The sequence below is a fragment of the Thermoanaerobacter ethanolicus JW 200 genome (assembly GCF_003722315.1).
Taxonomy (GTDB): domain Bacteria; phylum Bacillota; class Thermoanaerobacteria; order Thermoanaerobacterales; family Thermoanaerobacteraceae; genus Thermoanaerobacter; species Thermoanaerobacter ethanolicus.
In genome coordinates, this window is the sequence record NZ_CP033580.1 from 2069993 (window position 1) to 2086021 (window position 16029).

Annotated in this window: 18 protein-coding genes and 2 other annotated features (1 of these 20 running past the window's edge); of the genes, 1 reads left to right on the forward strand and 17 read right to left on the reverse strand. The window is 33.6% G+C overall.

What is annotated here, in order from left to right; genetic code table 11:
- Window positions 1–46: a binding site (T-box leader), on the reverse strand (it extends 253 nt beyond the left edge of the window).
- An 80-nt stretch (window positions 47–126) separates the two neighbouring features.
- The 16 genes from EB239_RS10385 to EB239_RS10460 form a co-directional block, all read right to left on the reverse strand.
- Window positions 127–417 (reverse strand): thiamine-binding protein, encoded by a 291-nt coding sequence (locus EB239_RS10385; RefSeq protein WP_003869621.1) that lies wholly within the window; start codon window positions 415–417, stop codon window positions 127–129.
- A gap of 20 nt (window positions 418–437) precedes the next feature.
- On the reverse strand, window positions 438–1628 hold the full coding sequence (locus EB239_RS10390; RefSeq protein WP_003869622.1) for a trans-sulfuration enzyme family protein: 1191 nt from the start codon (window positions 1626–1628) through the stop codon (window positions 438–440).
- Between the two features lie 33 nt (window positions 1629–1661).
- Window positions 1662–2432, reverse strand: a complete 771-nt coding sequence (locus EB239_RS10395) for an S-methyl-5'-thioinosine phosphorylase (protein ID WP_003869623.1) — start codon at window positions 2430–2432, stop codon at window positions 1662–1664.
- Between the two features lie 65 nt (window positions 2433–2497).
- Complete coding sequence (gene mtnA / locus EB239_RS10400; RefSeq protein WP_003869624.1) at window positions 2498–3535, reverse strand: S-methyl-5-thioribose-1-phosphate isomerase; 1038 nt, start codon at window positions 3533–3535, stop codon at window positions 2498–2500.
- A gap of 17 nt (window positions 3536–3552) precedes the next feature.
- The gene (locus EB239_RS10405) at window positions 3553–4200 is read right to left on the reverse strand and encodes an L-fuculose-phosphate aldolase (protein ID WP_003869625.1); all 648 of its coding nucleotides are present in this window, start codon (window positions 4198–4200) and stop codon (window positions 3553–3555) included.
- Window positions 4201–4339: 139 nt separating this feature from the next.
- The gene (locus EB239_RS10410; protein WP_003869626.1) at window positions 4340–5638 is read right to left on the reverse strand and encodes an amidohydrolase; all 1299 of its coding nucleotides are present in this window, start codon (window positions 5636–5638) and stop codon (window positions 4340–4342) included.
- A gap of 46 nt (window positions 5639–5684) precedes the next feature.
- A complete protein-coding gene (gene ileS / locus EB239_RS10415) occupies window positions 5685–8483 on the reverse strand; it encodes an isoleucine--tRNA ligase (RefSeq protein ID WP_003869627.1) in 2799 nt (932 codons plus the stop codon).
- 54 nt (window positions 8484–8537) lie between these two features.
- Window positions 8538–8756 (reverse strand) — a binding site (T-box leader).
- Window positions 8757–8814: 58 nt separating this feature from the next.
- Window positions 8815–9060 carry a TM1266 family iron-only hydrogenase system putative regulator gene (locus EB239_RS10420; protein WP_003869628.1) on the reverse strand — a complete coding sequence of 82 codons (246 nt, stop codon included), beginning with the start codon at window positions 9058–9060 and terminating at the stop codon, window positions 8815–8817.
- Window positions 9050–9535: a DivIVA domain-containing protein gene (locus EB239_RS10425; RefSeq protein WP_003869629.1), complete on the reverse strand. Its 486-nt coding sequence runs from the start codon at window positions 9533–9535 to the stop codon at window positions 9050–9052. The genes EB239_RS10420 and EB239_RS10425 overlap by 11 nt, the downstream gene beginning before the upstream one ends.
- A gap of 28 nt (window positions 9536–9563) precedes the next feature.
- Entirely contained in the window at window positions 9564–10310 is a 747-nt protein-coding gene (locus EB239_RS10430; RefSeq protein WP_003867668.1) for a YlmH family RNA-binding protein, read from the reverse strand.
- Entirely contained in the window at window positions 10307–10609 is a 303-nt protein-coding gene (locus tag EB239_RS10435) for a YggT family protein (protein WP_003869630.1), read from the reverse strand. Before EB239_RS10435 ends, EB239_RS10430 begins: the two co-directional genes overlap by 4 nt.
- Window positions 10610–10625: 16 nt before the next feature.
- Window positions 10626–11039 carry a cell division protein SepF gene (locus tag EB239_RS10440; RefSeq protein WP_003869631.1) on the reverse strand — a complete coding sequence of 138 codons (414 nt, stop codon included), beginning with the start codon at window positions 11037–11039 and terminating at the stop codon, window positions 10626–10628.
- A gap of 3 nt (window positions 11040–11042) precedes the next feature.
- Window positions 11043–11747, reverse strand: coding sequence for a YggS family pyridoxal phosphate-dependent enzyme (locus EB239_RS10445; RefSeq protein WP_208638276.1), 705 nt, complete (start codon window positions 11745–11747; stop codon window positions 11043–11045).
- A 6-nt stretch (window positions 11748–11753) separates the two neighbouring features.
- Entirely contained in the window at window positions 11754–12950 is a 1197-nt protein-coding gene (locus EB239_RS10450; protein ID WP_003869633.1) for an HlyD family efflux transporter periplasmic adaptor subunit, read from the reverse strand.
- A 137-nt stretch (window positions 12951–13087) separates the two neighbouring features.
- Window positions 13088–13255 (reverse strand): tryptophanase, encoded by a 168-nt coding sequence (locus tag EB239_RS10455; protein ID WP_228378986.1) that lies wholly within the window; start codon window positions 13253–13255, stop codon window positions 13088–13090.
- A 125-nt stretch (window positions 13256–13380) separates the two neighbouring features.
- On the reverse strand, window positions 13381–13758 hold the full coding sequence (locus EB239_RS10460; RefSeq protein WP_003869634.1) for a RidA family protein: 378 nt from the start codon (window positions 13756–13758) through the stop codon (window positions 13381–13383).
- A 617-nt stretch (window positions 13759–14375) separates the two neighbouring features.
- Between EB239_RS10460 and EB239_RS15265 the strand changes: the two genes are divergently transcribed.
- Complete coding sequence (locus EB239_RS15265; RefSeq protein WP_129545180.1) at window positions 14376–14462, forward strand: transposase; 87 nt, start codon at window positions 14376–14378, stop codon at window positions 14460–14462.
- 527 nt (window positions 14463–14989) lie between these two features.
- Here EB239_RS15265 and EB239_RS10475 read toward each other — a convergent pair.
- Window positions 14990–16024, reverse strand: coding sequence for an L-Ala-D/L-Glu epimerase (locus EB239_RS10475; protein WP_003869635.1), 1035 nt, complete (start codon window positions 16022–16024; stop codon window positions 14990–14992).
- Window positions 16025–16029: the final 5 nt, after the last annotated feature.

Consider the following 16029-nt stretch of genomic DNA (forward strand, 5'->3'; position numbering starts at 1 on the left):
CTTTGACTAAACGCTGATATCTACTCTTCCCGGTCATTGGTTTTCATACATATTTATATTGTGTTATTTTAATTCTATAACGCATTAAATTATTTGTCAATATATTTTTATGCAAGTCAAAGTTAATTATACATAATATTTTTTTATCTTCTCGTCAATTGTAACTCCTTCAGGTTTATAATCAATCTTTACAACAGATATGACCCTACTTGCTCCTTCTTTTATACAAATTTCCTGCGCTTTTTTAACTATCTCTAAAAGAGTATCAAGCTCTCCTTCCATTGTAGTCTCCATTGGTCCCACAACATACTTTACACCTGTGCTCTTTATATATTCTATGACTTTATCTACAATGGGATACACCTTTTCTTCAGAAACTACAGGCAATACCTGTAGGCTTAAATTGACAACTGGCACTTTATCACCTCAAAACCTTTTCAAATTTGTTTAAGAGCTTGATCCAAATCCTCTATTATATCATTGTAGTCCTCAAGGCCTACTGATATTCTCACCATACTTTCTGTGAAGCCGAACTCCTCAAGCTTTTCTTTTGGATACCCTCTGTGAGTCATAAGGGAAGGTACTTCCACTAATGTTTCTGTATCTCCTAAGCTTACCGCTAACTGACACAATCTTAAATTACTTATAAACTTCTCTAAATTTTTGGTTCCTCCCTCTATTTCAAAACTTATGATAGCTCCGAATCCTCTCATTTGTTTTTTCGCTATTTCATGGCCTTTAAAACTTTTAAGACCAGGATACATAACGTTTTTTACTTTAGGATGCGAATTTAAAAAATTTGCTACCTCTATTGCATTTTTTTCATGTTGCCTCATTCTTAAGCCTAAAGTCTTTATGCCTCTCAACATCAACCAAGCATTGAAAGGACTCATTACCCCACCAAATTCACACATATAATCAAATTTTAAATAATGTATATACTTTTCATCTTGTGAAACTGCAACTCCTCCAAGTGCGTCACCGTGACCTCCTATATATTTAGTAGCACTATGAACAACTACATCAGCTCCCAATAGAAGAGGATTTTGAAAATAGGGGGTAGCAAAAGTATTATCAACAACAATTTTAATATCTTTTTTATGGCATACCTTTGCAACCTCTTCAATATCTATAATAGATAAATTTGGATTAGAAGGAGTCTCAAAATACACAACTTTTGTGGAGTCATCTACACTTTTTTCTAATTCGCTTATATCTGTAAGGTCCACTATTTTATAATTTACTCCATATTTAGGCAGTATATTTGTCACTACGTTATAAGTTGAACCATAAAGAGTCTTATGAACTATTACAGTATCTTTGGGTTTTAAAAGAGAAAATAAAACTGAACTAATAGCAGCCATCCCGGAAGAAAAAGCTACTGCCCCTTTGCCATATTCCAACTCCGCTAATCTGTTTTCAAATAATCTTAAGGTCGGATTATTACCTCTTGTATAAACATAGTCTTGAGATTGAAAAGACATCACCTTTTCAACATGTTCGAGGTCATCAAAGACAAAAGTAGTCGTCTGAAAAATTGGAGGATTCAAAGCATTTTCAGGGTTTTTCTTAAACGCATTTCCATGAATTGCTTTTGTATCAAACCGATAGTTTTTATGTACTCCCATGATATTTTCCTCCTGTAATTTAATAACATCTAATCATAATTCAATTACTGCTTTACTGCAATTACAATGCTCTTGGTCTAATTTTTCTTCTAAAAAAACTCTTATAAATGTTTTTATCACTTTTTCTTTGCTCAATTCTAAGGTATTTTTTATTTCATGTAATGTTATACTGCCCTTCATTCCTGTAGCCCAATTTGAAACTATCCCCACCGCAGCATAGCACATTCCTAATTCTTTCGCTAAAACTACTTCTGGAACATTAGTCATCCCCACTACATCGGCACCTAAATTTTTATACATTCTTATCTCTTGTGCAGTTTCAAATCGTGGACCTTCAGTGCACACATAAACTGCATCTCCTTTTATCAATAAGTCTTCTTTTTTAGCAGCATTATAAAATTTTGCCCTTAAATTACTACAATAAGGGTCACTCATATCTACATGTCTTACCACTCCATCTTCCCCTTCAAAAAAGGTCAATGGTCTCGATTTAGTAAAATCTAAAAAATCTTTAAGTACTACAACATCCCCTGGCTCATAATTTTCATTAAAAGAACCAACTGCAGCTGTTGCATACACATATTTTACTCCCATTTGTTTCAATGCCATAATATTTGCCCTATAATTTACGAGATGAGGTGGAACTGCATGACCTTTCCCATGTCGGGGCAAAAAACCAATTTCCTCCCCCTCAATAGTCACAATATCAATTTCCACTTCTCCATATTTTGTCTCTACCAATTTTTTTGACACCTTTTGTCCTATTTCGTAAAATCCAGTACCACCAATGATCGCCTTTTCCATTAAAAATGTACCTCCTCTGTCTTTTGTATTTATATGCAAATAATCAAAATTAATCCGGGTATCCTTCACTTTAGCTTTAATATGTTTTCCCTGAAAGGAGGTCTAATTATTCCTTTTTCTGTAATTATTCCCGTTATATTTTCATGAGGAGTCACATCAAAAGCTGGATTGTACACTTCTATTCCTTCAGGTGCAATTCTTACGCCATTTATATGAGTTACCTCTTCAGGACTCCTTTCCTCTATAACTATCTCTTTTCCTGTCTCAATGTTAAAATCAATTGTGCTGGTAGGAGCTACCACATAAAAAGGAACATGGTACATTTTTGCCACAGCAGAGAGCATAAAAGTTCCAATTTTATTGGCAGTATCCCCATTTAAAGCAATTCTATCGGCTCCTACTAATATCACATCTATTTTCCCATCTCTTATCAAAGTAGCAGCAACACTATCAGCAATTAACTTTGCAGGAATTCCTTCTTGTACCAATTCCCATGCTGTCAATTTTGCGCCTTGAAGCCTAGGCCTTGTCTCATCAGCATATACAAAAATATTTTTCCCACTGTAATGGGCTTCTCTAATAACTCCTAAAGCAGTTCCATACCCTACGGTCGCAAGGGCTCCCGTATTGCAATGGGTCAAAATAACTGCATTTTCTTTAATTATCTCATTCCCAAATTTAGCCATCTTTTTGTTGGTTTCTATATCTTCGTAGTAAATATTATCTGCCTCTTTTTTTAATAGCTCATATAGGTCTTGTAGTTCTAGCTCTTTATTATTTTCAATAACTTTTTTCATTCTATTTATTGCCCACATAAGGTTTACAGCAGTAGGTCTTGATTTTGAGATAATTTCTAAAGCTTCCTCCATTTTTTTAAAGAAACTTTCTTTTTCCTCATTAATAAATTCTTTTGCAGCCAATACCACCCCATAAGCTGCTGCAGCTCCAATTGCCGGTGCCCCCCTTACCACCATGTCTTTTATAGCAAAATTTACGTCTTTATAAGTTCTGCACTCAAAAATCTCATAACTATTGGGCAATTTTCTTTGGTCAATTAAATATAAAACTCCATCTTTAAACTCTATAGTTTTAATCTCTCCCACTTTTTTTCACCTCTTTATTATTTTTTTACCTGCCCATAAGTTTTAAACTTTTCTAACATTAACCTCATTTCATCTTCTGGAAGAATAACTGGTTCTCCTATAGATTTTGACCTGTAATATAATTCTGCCACGTACTCAATTTGAATACTTATATTAAAAGCATTAGGCAAATCTTCAGCTCCTACCAAAAGTCCGTGATTGGCTAATAGCACAGCTTTTCTATCCTTCATAGCCTCAAAAGCGTTTTCTGCCAATTCTTTTGTACCAAAAGTTGCATATTTAGCACATCTGACATTTGGTCCTGCTAAAGCCACAAGGTAATGAACTGGTGGAAGGTCCCAATGTAGACAGGAAAGAGTTGTAGAATATACTGGATGAGTGTGTATAATAGCGTTTATGTCTTGTCTGTTAGCGTAAAAAATTCTGTGCATCTCATACTCTGAAGAAGGAGTCCTATTACCTTCTATTACATTGCCATTTAAGTCCATTACTACTACATCCTCAGGCTTAATTTCAAAATAATCAATTCCTGAAGGAGTTATAGCCATCAATCCTTTTTCCTTATTGTAAATGCTTAAATTCCCTCCTGTACCTCTTGTAAGATTAGAATTTATAAGTTTTTTACCATATTCTACTATTTGTTCTCTTTCTGATTTTAATAGCACTTTTATCACCCCATTTTTAATATGTGCTCTAGTGTAAATGATTTTACAATTTCTACTAAAGCCATCATATAATAATGCAAATAAAGTGTCAACTTACAAAAATTTGGGTATCCTGCCTTAGCAGAATACCTTTTCCATGTTATTCTTTCCCTATTAACTCCTTCGCCCTTTTCTCTACGTTATACATTACTTTTTCCACATCTACAGTTTTTATTTCTCTATTTTCCATTATTATTTTGCCATTTATTATCACTGTATCCACATCTGATGCTTGAGCAGTATAAGCTAAAGCAGAAATTAAATTGTGATGTGGATAAAAATGCGGCTTGTCAATATCAATAATCACTATATCCGCTTTTTTCCCTACTTCGATGGAACCTATCTCTTTATCCCACAATAAAGCTTTAGCGCCATTGATTGTCGCCATTTTTAGAGCTTCCAATGCCGGTACAGCAAGAGCATCGTAATTTAACGCCTTATTAATAGTGGCAGCAAAATGAATCTCTTCAAACATGTTTAAGTTATTGTTACTGGCTGGGCCATCTGTTCCCAAAGCTACGTTTATTCCTTTTTTTAGCATTTGATCCACAGGAGCAAAACCACTGGCTAATTTGGCATTACTGGTAGGATTGTAAACTGGTGATACCTTCATTTCCTTTAATATTTCAATGTCTTCATCGCTTACATGAACACAATGAGCTGCTATAGTTGGAACATCAAATACTCCTATGTCCTTTAAATGTTTCACAGGAGATTTTCCATGCTTTTGGAAACTTTCTTCTACTTCTTTTTTTGTTTCTGATACATGAATATGAATTCCTGTATTTAACTCTTTAGCTAACTCTACTACTTCCTTTAAATAAGAGGGGCTACAGGTATAAGGTGCATGAGGACCCACCATTACTTTGATTCTTCCATCCGCTTTATTATGCCAGGTATTATAAAGTTTTCGCGTATCTCTTAACTTTTCCTTATTTATTTCAGCGTCACTTTCTTCTATAATACCCCTTGTCAACACTCCTCTTATCCCTACTTCTTCTGTTGCTTTAGCTACTTCATCCATAAAAAAATACATATCGCAAAAAGTAGTAGTACCAGAATAAATCATCTCTATCATACTCAATAAAGAACCCCAGTAAACGTCTTCTGCTGAAAGTTTAGATTCAACGGGCCAGATATGTTTACTCAACCAATCAAATAACGGCACATCATCTGCATAATTCCTAAATAAAGACATTCCCAAATGAGTATGAGCATTTATAAGACCCGGCATTGCAATTTTTTTTGTTCCATCTATGACTCTGTCAACTTTTATATCCGGATTAATTTCTCCTATGTAAGTTATCGTGTCGCCTTCAATATAGATATTGGTGTTTTCCATAAGTGGCTGTTCTTCTTTCATAGATAGCAAAGCTACATTTTTTATAAGCAGATTCATAATATCCCTCCTAAAATAATGTTTAAAAAGGGGAAAAATCCCCTTTTTAAACTTGTGTTTGCTGCTCAATGTGAGAAGCACATCTTGCACAAATAGTTGGATGCTCTTTTATAGTTCCTACTGTTTCACTGTACATCCAGCAGCGTTCGCATTTTTCCCCCGGTGCATGGGTTACCACAATCTTCAAATTATAATCTTCACTTTCATAAGCATTTTGAGGAACAGGTTCTTCTGGTTGGTGAAGTACCACCTTTGAAACTATGAACATATATTCGAGGTCATTAAAGCCTTTAAAGAAATCATAAAGCTCTTGAGATGGATATATATCCACTTGTGCCTCTAAAGAGTGACCTATCTTTTTGTCGGTTCTCGCTATTTCAAGAGCTTTAGAAATATATTTTCTTATGTCAAAAAGTTTTTCCCATTTTTCTATTATATAAGGATTATTGTATTTTTCTTGGACTTGAGGCCAATCAGCTAACTGAACACTTTCAAAATTATTTTGACTGTCGTGCTTCATATATGACCATATTTCTTCTGAAGTAAATGTAAGCACTGGTGCTATCAACCTTACAAGAGTGTCTAAAATAATGTAAAGTGTCGTTTGAGCCGCTCTTCTCTCTTTAGAAGTAGCAGGATAAGTGTACAATCTGTCTTTTAAAATGTCCAGGTAAAGGCTACTCATATCTACTACACAGAAGGTATGAACCAGATGAAGAAAATCGTAATACTCATATTTATCAAAAGCCTCTGTAAGCTCTTCAACTACTCTGTTAAGCCTATATAAAGCCCATTTATCTATCTCTAAAAGCTCTTCGTAAGGGAGCATATCCTTATCAGGGTCAAAGTCATAAAGATTGCTTAACAAGAACTTACTAGTGTTACGTATTTTTCTGTACGCTTCTGTCATCTGTTTTAAAATCTCTTGTGAAATTCTCATATCTGAAGTAAAATCAGCAGAAACAGTCCAAAGCCTCAAAATATCTGCTCCATATTCTTTAATTACATCAGCTGGGTCAATACCATTCCCTAAAGATTTTGACATTTTCCTTCCTTCACCGTCTACAACAAATCCGTGGGTCAATACGTTTCTATAAGGTGCTTTTCCACGTGTTGCCACAGATGTCAAAAGGGAAGACTGGAACCATCCTCTGTGTTGGTCTGAACCTTCTAAATAAAGCTCTGCAGGCCACTTTAGGTCAGGATGAGTTTGCAACACAGCTGCATGGCTGGAGCCTGAATCAAACCACACATCCATTATATCTGTCTCTTTCCTAAACTTTGTAGAACCGCATTCGCAAGTAATCCCTTTTGGCAATATCTCTTCAGCTGACATTTCAAACCATGCATCTGAACCCTTTTGCCTGAAGATCTCTTTAACTGCATTTATTGTATCATCATTTATAAGCGGTTTCCCACACTTTTCACAGTAGAATATAGGAATTGGCACACCCCATACCCTTTGCCTTGAAATACACCAGTCTCGTCTATCTCTTACCATGTTAGTTATGCGCTCTTCGCCCCATGAAGGATACCAATTAACTTCTTTAATAGCTTTTAGTGCCTCTTCTCTAAATCCTTCCACAGAAGCAAACCACTGTTCTGTCGCCCTAAATATTATTGGACTTTTACATCTCCAACAGTGAGGATATGAGTGGGTAATACGGGTTTCTGCCACTAATGCATTAGCTTTTTTCAAGTCTTCCTTTATGACCTTGTTAGCCTCTTCATAATACAGCCCAGCATATCCTGGCGCTTTATCTGTAAAATATCCCTTATCATCTATTGGATTTAAAACATCAAGACCATACTCTTGCCCAACTAAAAAGTCTTCTTCACCATGGCCGGGAGCAGTATGAACACATCCAGTACCAGCTTCTAAAGTTACATGCTCACCCAAGATTATTAAAGAATCTCTGTCATATAAAGGATGGGTAGCCTTCATGCCCTCCAAATCTTTTCCTTTAAATACAGCAACTATTTCATAATCTGAAAGGTTAGCTTCTTTCTTTACAGTATCTAACATATCTTTTGCCATTATATATACTTCGTCTCCAAACTTTGCAAGCGCATAATCAAACTCTGGATTTAAAGCAATTGCAAGGTTAGCCGGAATAGTCCATGTAGTAGTTGTCCATATTACAAAATACACATTATTAAGATTCTCAACAATTCCCTTGAATTTCCCTAAATCATCTTTAACTCTAAATTTTACATAAATAGAATCAGAGGTTTCATCAAAGTATTCAATTTCTGCTTCTGCCAAAGCAGTCTCACAGCTGGGGCACCAATATACAGGCTTTAGACCTTTATAGATATACCCCTTCTTTGCCATTTCACCAAATACTTCTATCTGTTTAGCTTCATACTCCGGATTCAAGGTAAGATAAGGATTATCCCAATCTCCCCTTACTCCCAATCTTTTGAATTGAGCTTTTTGCTTTTCAATCTGAGAAAAAGCAAAATCCCTACACACTTTTCTAAATTCTGTAGGACTTACTTCATGCCTTTTTATACCTAAAGTTTTTATAGCTTGCTGTTCAATAGGAAGACCGTGTGTATCCCATCCTGGCACATAAGGAGCATCATAACCCCTCATTGTTTTGTATTTCACTATAATGTCTTTTAATACCTTATTCATAGCAGTTCCAATGTGTATATCTCCATTAGCATAAGGCGGCCCATCGTGTAAAATATATTTTTCCTTGCCTTTATTTTTTTCCAATGTTTTATGATAAATATCCATTTCTTCCCATCTTTTTAATATCTCTGGCTCTCGTGTTGGCAAATTAGCCTTCATAGGAAAATCTGTCCTCGGCAAATTAAGTGTCTTGTTGTAATCCACTGAACATTACCTCCTCTTCAAATATTATCTTTCAAACTAAAAATAAAACTTCTCGTCAGGGACGAGAAGTTCGCGGTACCACCCTACTTATTAAGACAAAGAAAAACTTTGCCTTAATCTCTCATTTAAGATAACGGGAAACCCGGCACAGCTTACTGTAGTTCAGCCTGCAGCTCCGAGGTGATTTTCAGTAGAAACGAACTTATTGGCTCGCACCTACCGCCAACTCTCTGGAAGTCGCTTCTACTTACTCGTCCTCATCATAGCTTTTAACAATATTTTTTACACAATTATATAATACCACAAGTTTTTCGTCAATAGTATGCATATCTCATGCAGTCAGAGCAGATTTCACTTTTACACCAGGAAGACTTCCAAGTTTACCAGTAAGAGCCCCTATTTCATCCGTTGTACCATCAACTATTAAAGCGATAACCGATACTCCCCTATCTTTATAAGGTATACCCATTCTCCCTACAATAATGTGGCCGTACTCACTCAATATGTGATTTACCCTATCTGCCACATTTTCTCTATTTTGAACCAATATTCCAACAACCCCTAATCTATTCTGCATCCTTCTCCTCATCCTCATCTGGAATCAATTCTTTCTCATCTATTGAAAGTATTGATTCCAACTGGGCTTCTAAAAGAGATTTAAATTTCGCTTTAAAAACATTTAATTGCTTGCGATATCTTTCTAACTCCATTCTTATTCTTACAACTTCTTGATTTGCCTTCTCTAATATTTTTTCTGCATTTTGTTGTGCATTTTGTATGATAAGTTGTGCTTCTTTTTCTGCATTTCTTTTCAATTCCTCTGCAGTATTTTGAGCAACAATCAAAGTATTGTTTAAAGTGTTCTCCATATTTATGTAGCTTTGAAGTTTTTCATTCATTATATTAATTCTATCTTTTAACTCCGCATTTTCTTTGTATAACATCTCATAGTCTTCCATAATTTTATCCAAAAACTCGTCCACTTCCTCTTCATTATAACCCCTAAAAGACCGCCTAAATTCTTTATTATGTATATCCATAGGCGTCAGCATAATATTTACCTCCTTTTCTTTTGTAACATTATATAAACCTTAGAATATGTACAGAAACGCGACCTTTTTTTGTATTACCTCTCACTTCTTCTAATCTAATTCTTCCAAAACCACGTAAAGAAATTACATCTCCCTCTTTTACTTCTGAAGAAGGGTCCTCTGTATACTCCCAATTTATTTGAAGAAGACCGGACTTTATAAGTTCTGAAGCCTTCGTCCTTGATATACCAAAACCTGCAGCTGCCACACTGTCAACCCGTAGTGAGGCTACGGTAGAAAAAATGTCCTTATATTTTATTTCAGGTTCTATCACATCTTTCAAGTCAATTGAATTAACTCTTACCTTCTCTTTCCCGACTTTAAAAAGGTTCATAAGTACATAACTTTCCACATCTTTATGTAACAATATGTCACATTTATCCTCTTTTACAATTATATCGCCTATTTTTTGTCTTTTTATCCCTAACCCTAAAAGTGAACCCAACACATCTCTATGAGATAGCTTAGAAAAATTGCCTTCAATTCTTACAGCGCAAATAGGGGTATCTTCCGGCTGTAAAAAATCGGGGTAAATAATTGCTATCTTTCTTTCTGCTAAAGGATATCCTCCATCTAGATTATAGTTTATATCTTGCTGTCGATACTTTAATATAGTTTTTTCAAAAATTTTTTGTTCAGAGAGGCTTAAAAAGTCTGTATATTTTACTCTTTTAGATTTTAAAACGCCTTTAATTATGTCTTCAAATCGGGATACAGTAAATTCTTTGTCCATCATATATACCTCATCAGTAATAATACTAATTTAAAAGCTAAAGGACGAACTAAATACTGAATCACCAAAATCGCCAAAACCGGCGAAAAATCTATCATTAAATTTCTTCCAATAGAAGACCTAAATTGTAATGTCCTAAAAGGCTCAAGTATTGGTTCTGTCGTTACGATCACAAAACGAGAAAGTGGATTTGACATATTCTCCATTCTTAGCAAAGATAAAATAACCCTTATCAATATAAGCCAATTTATAACTTCAAAAAAATAATCTAATGCTGTTAAAATTGCAAAATTTACAGGCAAAATCATTTCCTCCTTATCAATTTAGATTGTATAAAGAATTTACTTCATCTTTTATATCCCCTGTAATGTCAAAATTCTCAGGCGCAACTAAAAATATATAGCCAGATATCTTCTTTATCTCTCCATTAAGAGCATAGGCTGCACCGCTTAAAAAATCCACTACTCTTTGAGCTTCATTTTTGTCCATCTTTTGTAAATCTACAATCACCGGTTTTTTATTTTTTAATTCATTGCATATATTCATCACTTGTTCAAACTTTTCTGGCTTTAAAATCAAAACTTTTACTTGGGTCTGTGTATGAATATTGACAATTTTAGGCTTTCTATCGTAAGGTATGACAGGTTGTAAAGAGTCTACTTCTTCTTTCTCTTCTTCTGGCTCATCGATACCAAAGAAACTCATTAATTTATCAATCACTTTTGAAGACATTAATTATCCCTCCACATTATATTGTCTTTGCCCAAAAATAGAAGTGCCAATTCTAACAATATTCGCCCCTTCTTCAACTGCTACCCAATAGTCATTGGACATGCCCATTGACAAAAATTCTACTTGTACATTATGTTGCTTAATTTCTTTTAGCTCTTCAAATAATTCTTTCATCTTTCTAAAATAGGGCCTTACCTCTTCCGGTGGAAGGTAAGGAGCTATTGTCATAAGCCCTCTAATTCTTATATTATCATATTTTTCCATTTCTTTAACAAAATTATGCATTTCTTCAGGAGGAATTCCGTATTTATTTTCCTCTCCACCAATATTGATTTCCACCAAACAATCTATTATGAGACTCTTTTGTTTAGCCCTTTTGTCTATTTCTTCTGCCAATTTAATACTATCTAAAGAATGTATCAACTTAACTTTGTCAATAATGTATTTCACTTTGTTTGTCTGTAAATGTCCTATAAAGTGAAATTCTACCTCATTTTTTAAATAAGGATACTTTTCATTTAACTCTTGAACCTTATTCTCACCTATGTCAGTTATTCCACAAGCAATAGCCTCTTTTATAGTTTCAACACCGAAAGTTTTAGTAGCTGCCACAATTAATATTTCCTCCGGATTTCTATTTACCTTTAATGCATGCTCTTTTATGTTTTCTTTTATCTTTCTTATATTTTCACATATAGTCGTATTTATCCCCCCTTATTTGCTCAAGTAATCCTCTCCATTTACCGCTATTTCGTCATACACTTTTAATCCAGATGTTTTATCAACGCTTTCTACAATCGCATATTTGCCATCTGTAGCCTTTATTACTACTTCTTTAAAAGTAGGAACTTTGCCATTTTTTATTACAAAAACTCCTTCTTTTCCTTCTTTTCCTTCTTTTTGTACAATAGAAGAAAGAGGTATTTTAAGTCCATTGTACTCTTTAACTTTAACTTTTACATTTATTTTAGAAGTTTTATAAAAGTTGGGATATTCATCTATCATCTCAATTATTCCTATATATAATTTATCGTCACCTTTATAGGTTTTTATAACTTTTCCCCGCAATTCACCACCATAATTATCAATCAAAATTTTCACATTACTATCTTCTTTTAATAAGTCCTGTTGTTTTTCATTTAAAACCAACGCTAAATACCACTCCAAATTATCCACTATTTTTACAAAAGGGTAATCTCCTTTTACTTCTGTACTAATTTCTTTGGATTGAAAGTTTAAATTTTCAAGTTGTGTCGGATTTAAATTGAACATATCTTTTTCATGTAGAATACTTTCACTGCCATCGAAATAGTAACTTACAATTCCTGACTCTGGTGAATTTACAGTAATCACATTTTTTTCTACATATTTTTCTAAATACTCCTTTTGCTCTTTTAAGTTTTCAATTCTTTGGAGCATTATTGGCCCTTTACTTAAAATTTCTTCTTTTTTGGCTTTTAAGTCTTCAATCCTTTTTTGTATTTTATCTGCACCAGGGCTATTTTGCTGTATCGCATTTTGATAATTTTGCTCTTCTTTCTTTATTATGTCGTCTAATTTTTGAACATCTGAATAAAAAGGTATATTAGTATCCTGATTTTTTAGTTCTCTGTTTACCTCATCTAATTGATGTAGTTTTTCCTCATCGAAATCAGCAGAATAAACTTGCACAATAGGAGTACCTTTGGGAACTTTTTCTCCACTTGGTACAAGTTTTTTTATTTTACCATCAAAAGGAGCATTTATCATTATTTCATTTTTTATAACATATCCTTGGGCATTAAAGGCTATTAAAATACTTCCATAAGTCACTACTGTAGTTTTATTTTTGTTTGCAAAAGTCGTTATCCCTACTTTACTTATGTAAACTATCACCAATAATATAACTATAATTTTAGCTAACCTTTTCACATCTCTCACCTATCAATATATTCTATATAAATGCCGATTTTCCTTCTACAAATTTATGCATATATTCATTTTATCACAGTTTTCGATATTTTTATAGACAAAATAAGGAGATGGTGAATTGCCCATCCCCTTATTTTTTATTCTACCGGTTCTAATCTCGCAGTAAAATGCCTCAATATTGGCGGCTCATAAGTAAATCTATATCCTTTTATTTTATCTCTTCTTGCATAAACTCTTTTTACAGCCTCTGCTATAACATCCATATGGCTGTTAGTGTAAACTCTCCTTGGAATTGTAAGGCGCACAAATTTATTTATCGCTCTAGTTACAATTATACTGTTTTACTTAAAATTTCTTAACTGTTGATACCTCCTATTTTTATTTCCCCAGCTTGTAATCGTTTAATAATTCTTTAAAAAAAAAGAAAATTTTATTTATGTGCTACAACTTCTATTTCTATAAGCGCACCCTTAGGAAGACTTTTTACTTCAACTAAGGAACGGGCAGGTGGATTGTCTTTAAAATACCTTCCATAAATTTCGTTAATTTTAGCAAAATCCCCCATGTTAGTGACAAATACAGTTGTCTTTATAACATTGTTAAGGTCCATTCCGGCAGCTTTTAAAATCGCTTTTATATTCTCTAAAACCCTTTCCGTCTGCGCTTCAATACCTCCTTCTACAAGTTCTCCTGTAGCAGGATCAATTGCTATTTGCCCTGATGTGTACAAAAAGCCGTCTATCATGATAGCTTGCGAATATGGTCCAATAGCCTTTGGCGCAGCATCGGTGTTTATTATGGTTTTCATTTATTTTCATCCTTTCAGTAAAAGTGTTATACAATATGTAAAATCTGAATACATAGAATATTATATCATTAATATTTATGGCTTATCAATATTTTTTTAATGATTATAAAATTTTTTGCACTCCTTTGTTGTCAAAAATTTTAATATTAAACCCAGTGAAAAATAACGTAATATTGAAATAAAAAGAGAAAAATCTCATTTACCTTGTGTTTTTTTATGTTTTGGGCAAAAAATTGTGGATAAACTTAATTATTTAATTTTGACTTTCTTTGACCTTTATAATATTAATTAAAGTAGAAATACAATTTAGTATGTGCAGGAGGTGGTAAGTATGGTATTAAGGAGTGGTTTTCTCCCTTAATCGTACTTCCCATCTCTGCACTTCCCAAAAAATACATTGAAAAAGGAGAGGTGAGAAGTCCGCCTCTCCTTTTTTCATTTTTTAAAAAATTCTATAATGGTGGGTAATAACACCCTATTTAAAAAAATAGAGCACTTGTTCTAAATACCTGTTATATTATAATTGTTCAAATACTAAAAACACTCAAAAGGCCAGAATAAGTGCATAACAATTATATCACAAAACTTTTAAAAGCTGAAGATATAATCAAAATGTCATAACAAAAGTTAAAGTATCAAAGAGGGAGGCATATGGATATAGGAATTTTGAACGATTTAGAAAGAGGATACCTTATTGTGTGTAAAAAGGGTAACAAGGGAATATAAAAGCAAATACTGGATAGCCTCTGTATCAAATGAGGTCTAGAGTATAATGAAGTTATTTACATTTAATGTAAAATTGCTAATAATTACATTATGTTCTGATCTAAAAAGCAAGGGCAGGCATTCAGAAAACACCTACCCCACCTCTTGACAAAGAATTTTGATGGTGTAAAGAGAGAAAGTGTCTACAAAATGTCAAAGGAACAAAGAAAATATAATAAAATATAATGAAAAATACAAACAAAAAAGACTCAGGAGATAAAGAGAACAGAGAAGCTGTAAGAGAAGTCAGCAGAAACTTGTGCCACAATTGCGAAAATGTCACTATATCTCATTATTTGCCGTAAAGTTGCACTACATATACTGCCAAATACAAAAGGTGCACGTCTGCGAAAATAAGCAGAGGTGCGCCTTTTGATTCGGATTTTTGATTTAAACATAGCGAAAATGAAAAAATCCGTACCACTTTAACTGATTTATACGTACTACTTTCAACTCTTTGATTTTTTCATTCTTTTGGTATTATTTCTGATATTTTTTGTTCAAATTTTCCTCTGAATATTTCTTCTTTCATCATTAAGTGTGAATCTAAATCATGAAAATTAAACGCACCTGTTCCAAGTGCAAAATGCACACTTTGATTTATTCCAACACTTGACTCCGACATGCAACCTATCATAAGCTGTAAATTTGCAGCTTTAGCCATCTCAACAATTGCTAAAGCATCTGAAATACCCGACTTCATAAGTTTTATATTTATGTAGTCTACTGCTTCTTCTTTTATAAGCCTAAGTACATCACATTTAGTACGTGCACTTTCATCTGCTGCTACAGGAAATGGAGAATTAAACCTAACAAATTTTAAGCCATCTATATCATTTGCTAGAACAGGTTGTTCAAATACTGATACGTCAATTCCCATATTATATACCTTTTTAATAAATTCAACTGCTTGCTTATGAGTATATCCCATATTTGCATCAACAATATATTTTGCTCCTTTTGTTACCTCAAAAATTGATTCCATAACTTCAATATCTTCTGCTAAGTTTTCACCAACCTTGATTTTTATAACCCTAAAGCCCTTATTATATATAGATTTTGCTTCCTCTATACGATTCTTAAAACTATCTATTCCTACTGTTTTATCCGTTTCAATTTTATCCTTTGCACCACCTAATATCTGATAAACAGGAATTCCTATTTCTTCTGAAAAAGCATCAAGCACTGCATATTGAACAGCTGCCTTTAAACTTGGAGTTGCAAACATCTTATCCGTAATATCAAAAATTTTTCTATAGTTTTTCACGTCTATTCCTGTGATTGTTTCCTTTACAAAATTTTCAAATTGTAATAAAGCTTCTACTCTTTCTCCATTAACTCTAAATGAAGGCGATGCTTCTCCATACCCTTTTGCACCACTATCAAGGGTTACTTCTACCTCAATGTTTGTTGCCTCTGATGAAATGCTCCCAACGATATGAAATGGTTTATAGAAATTGTACCTTTTAAGTGTAAATTTTATATCCACTATTTTTCCCATTTTCT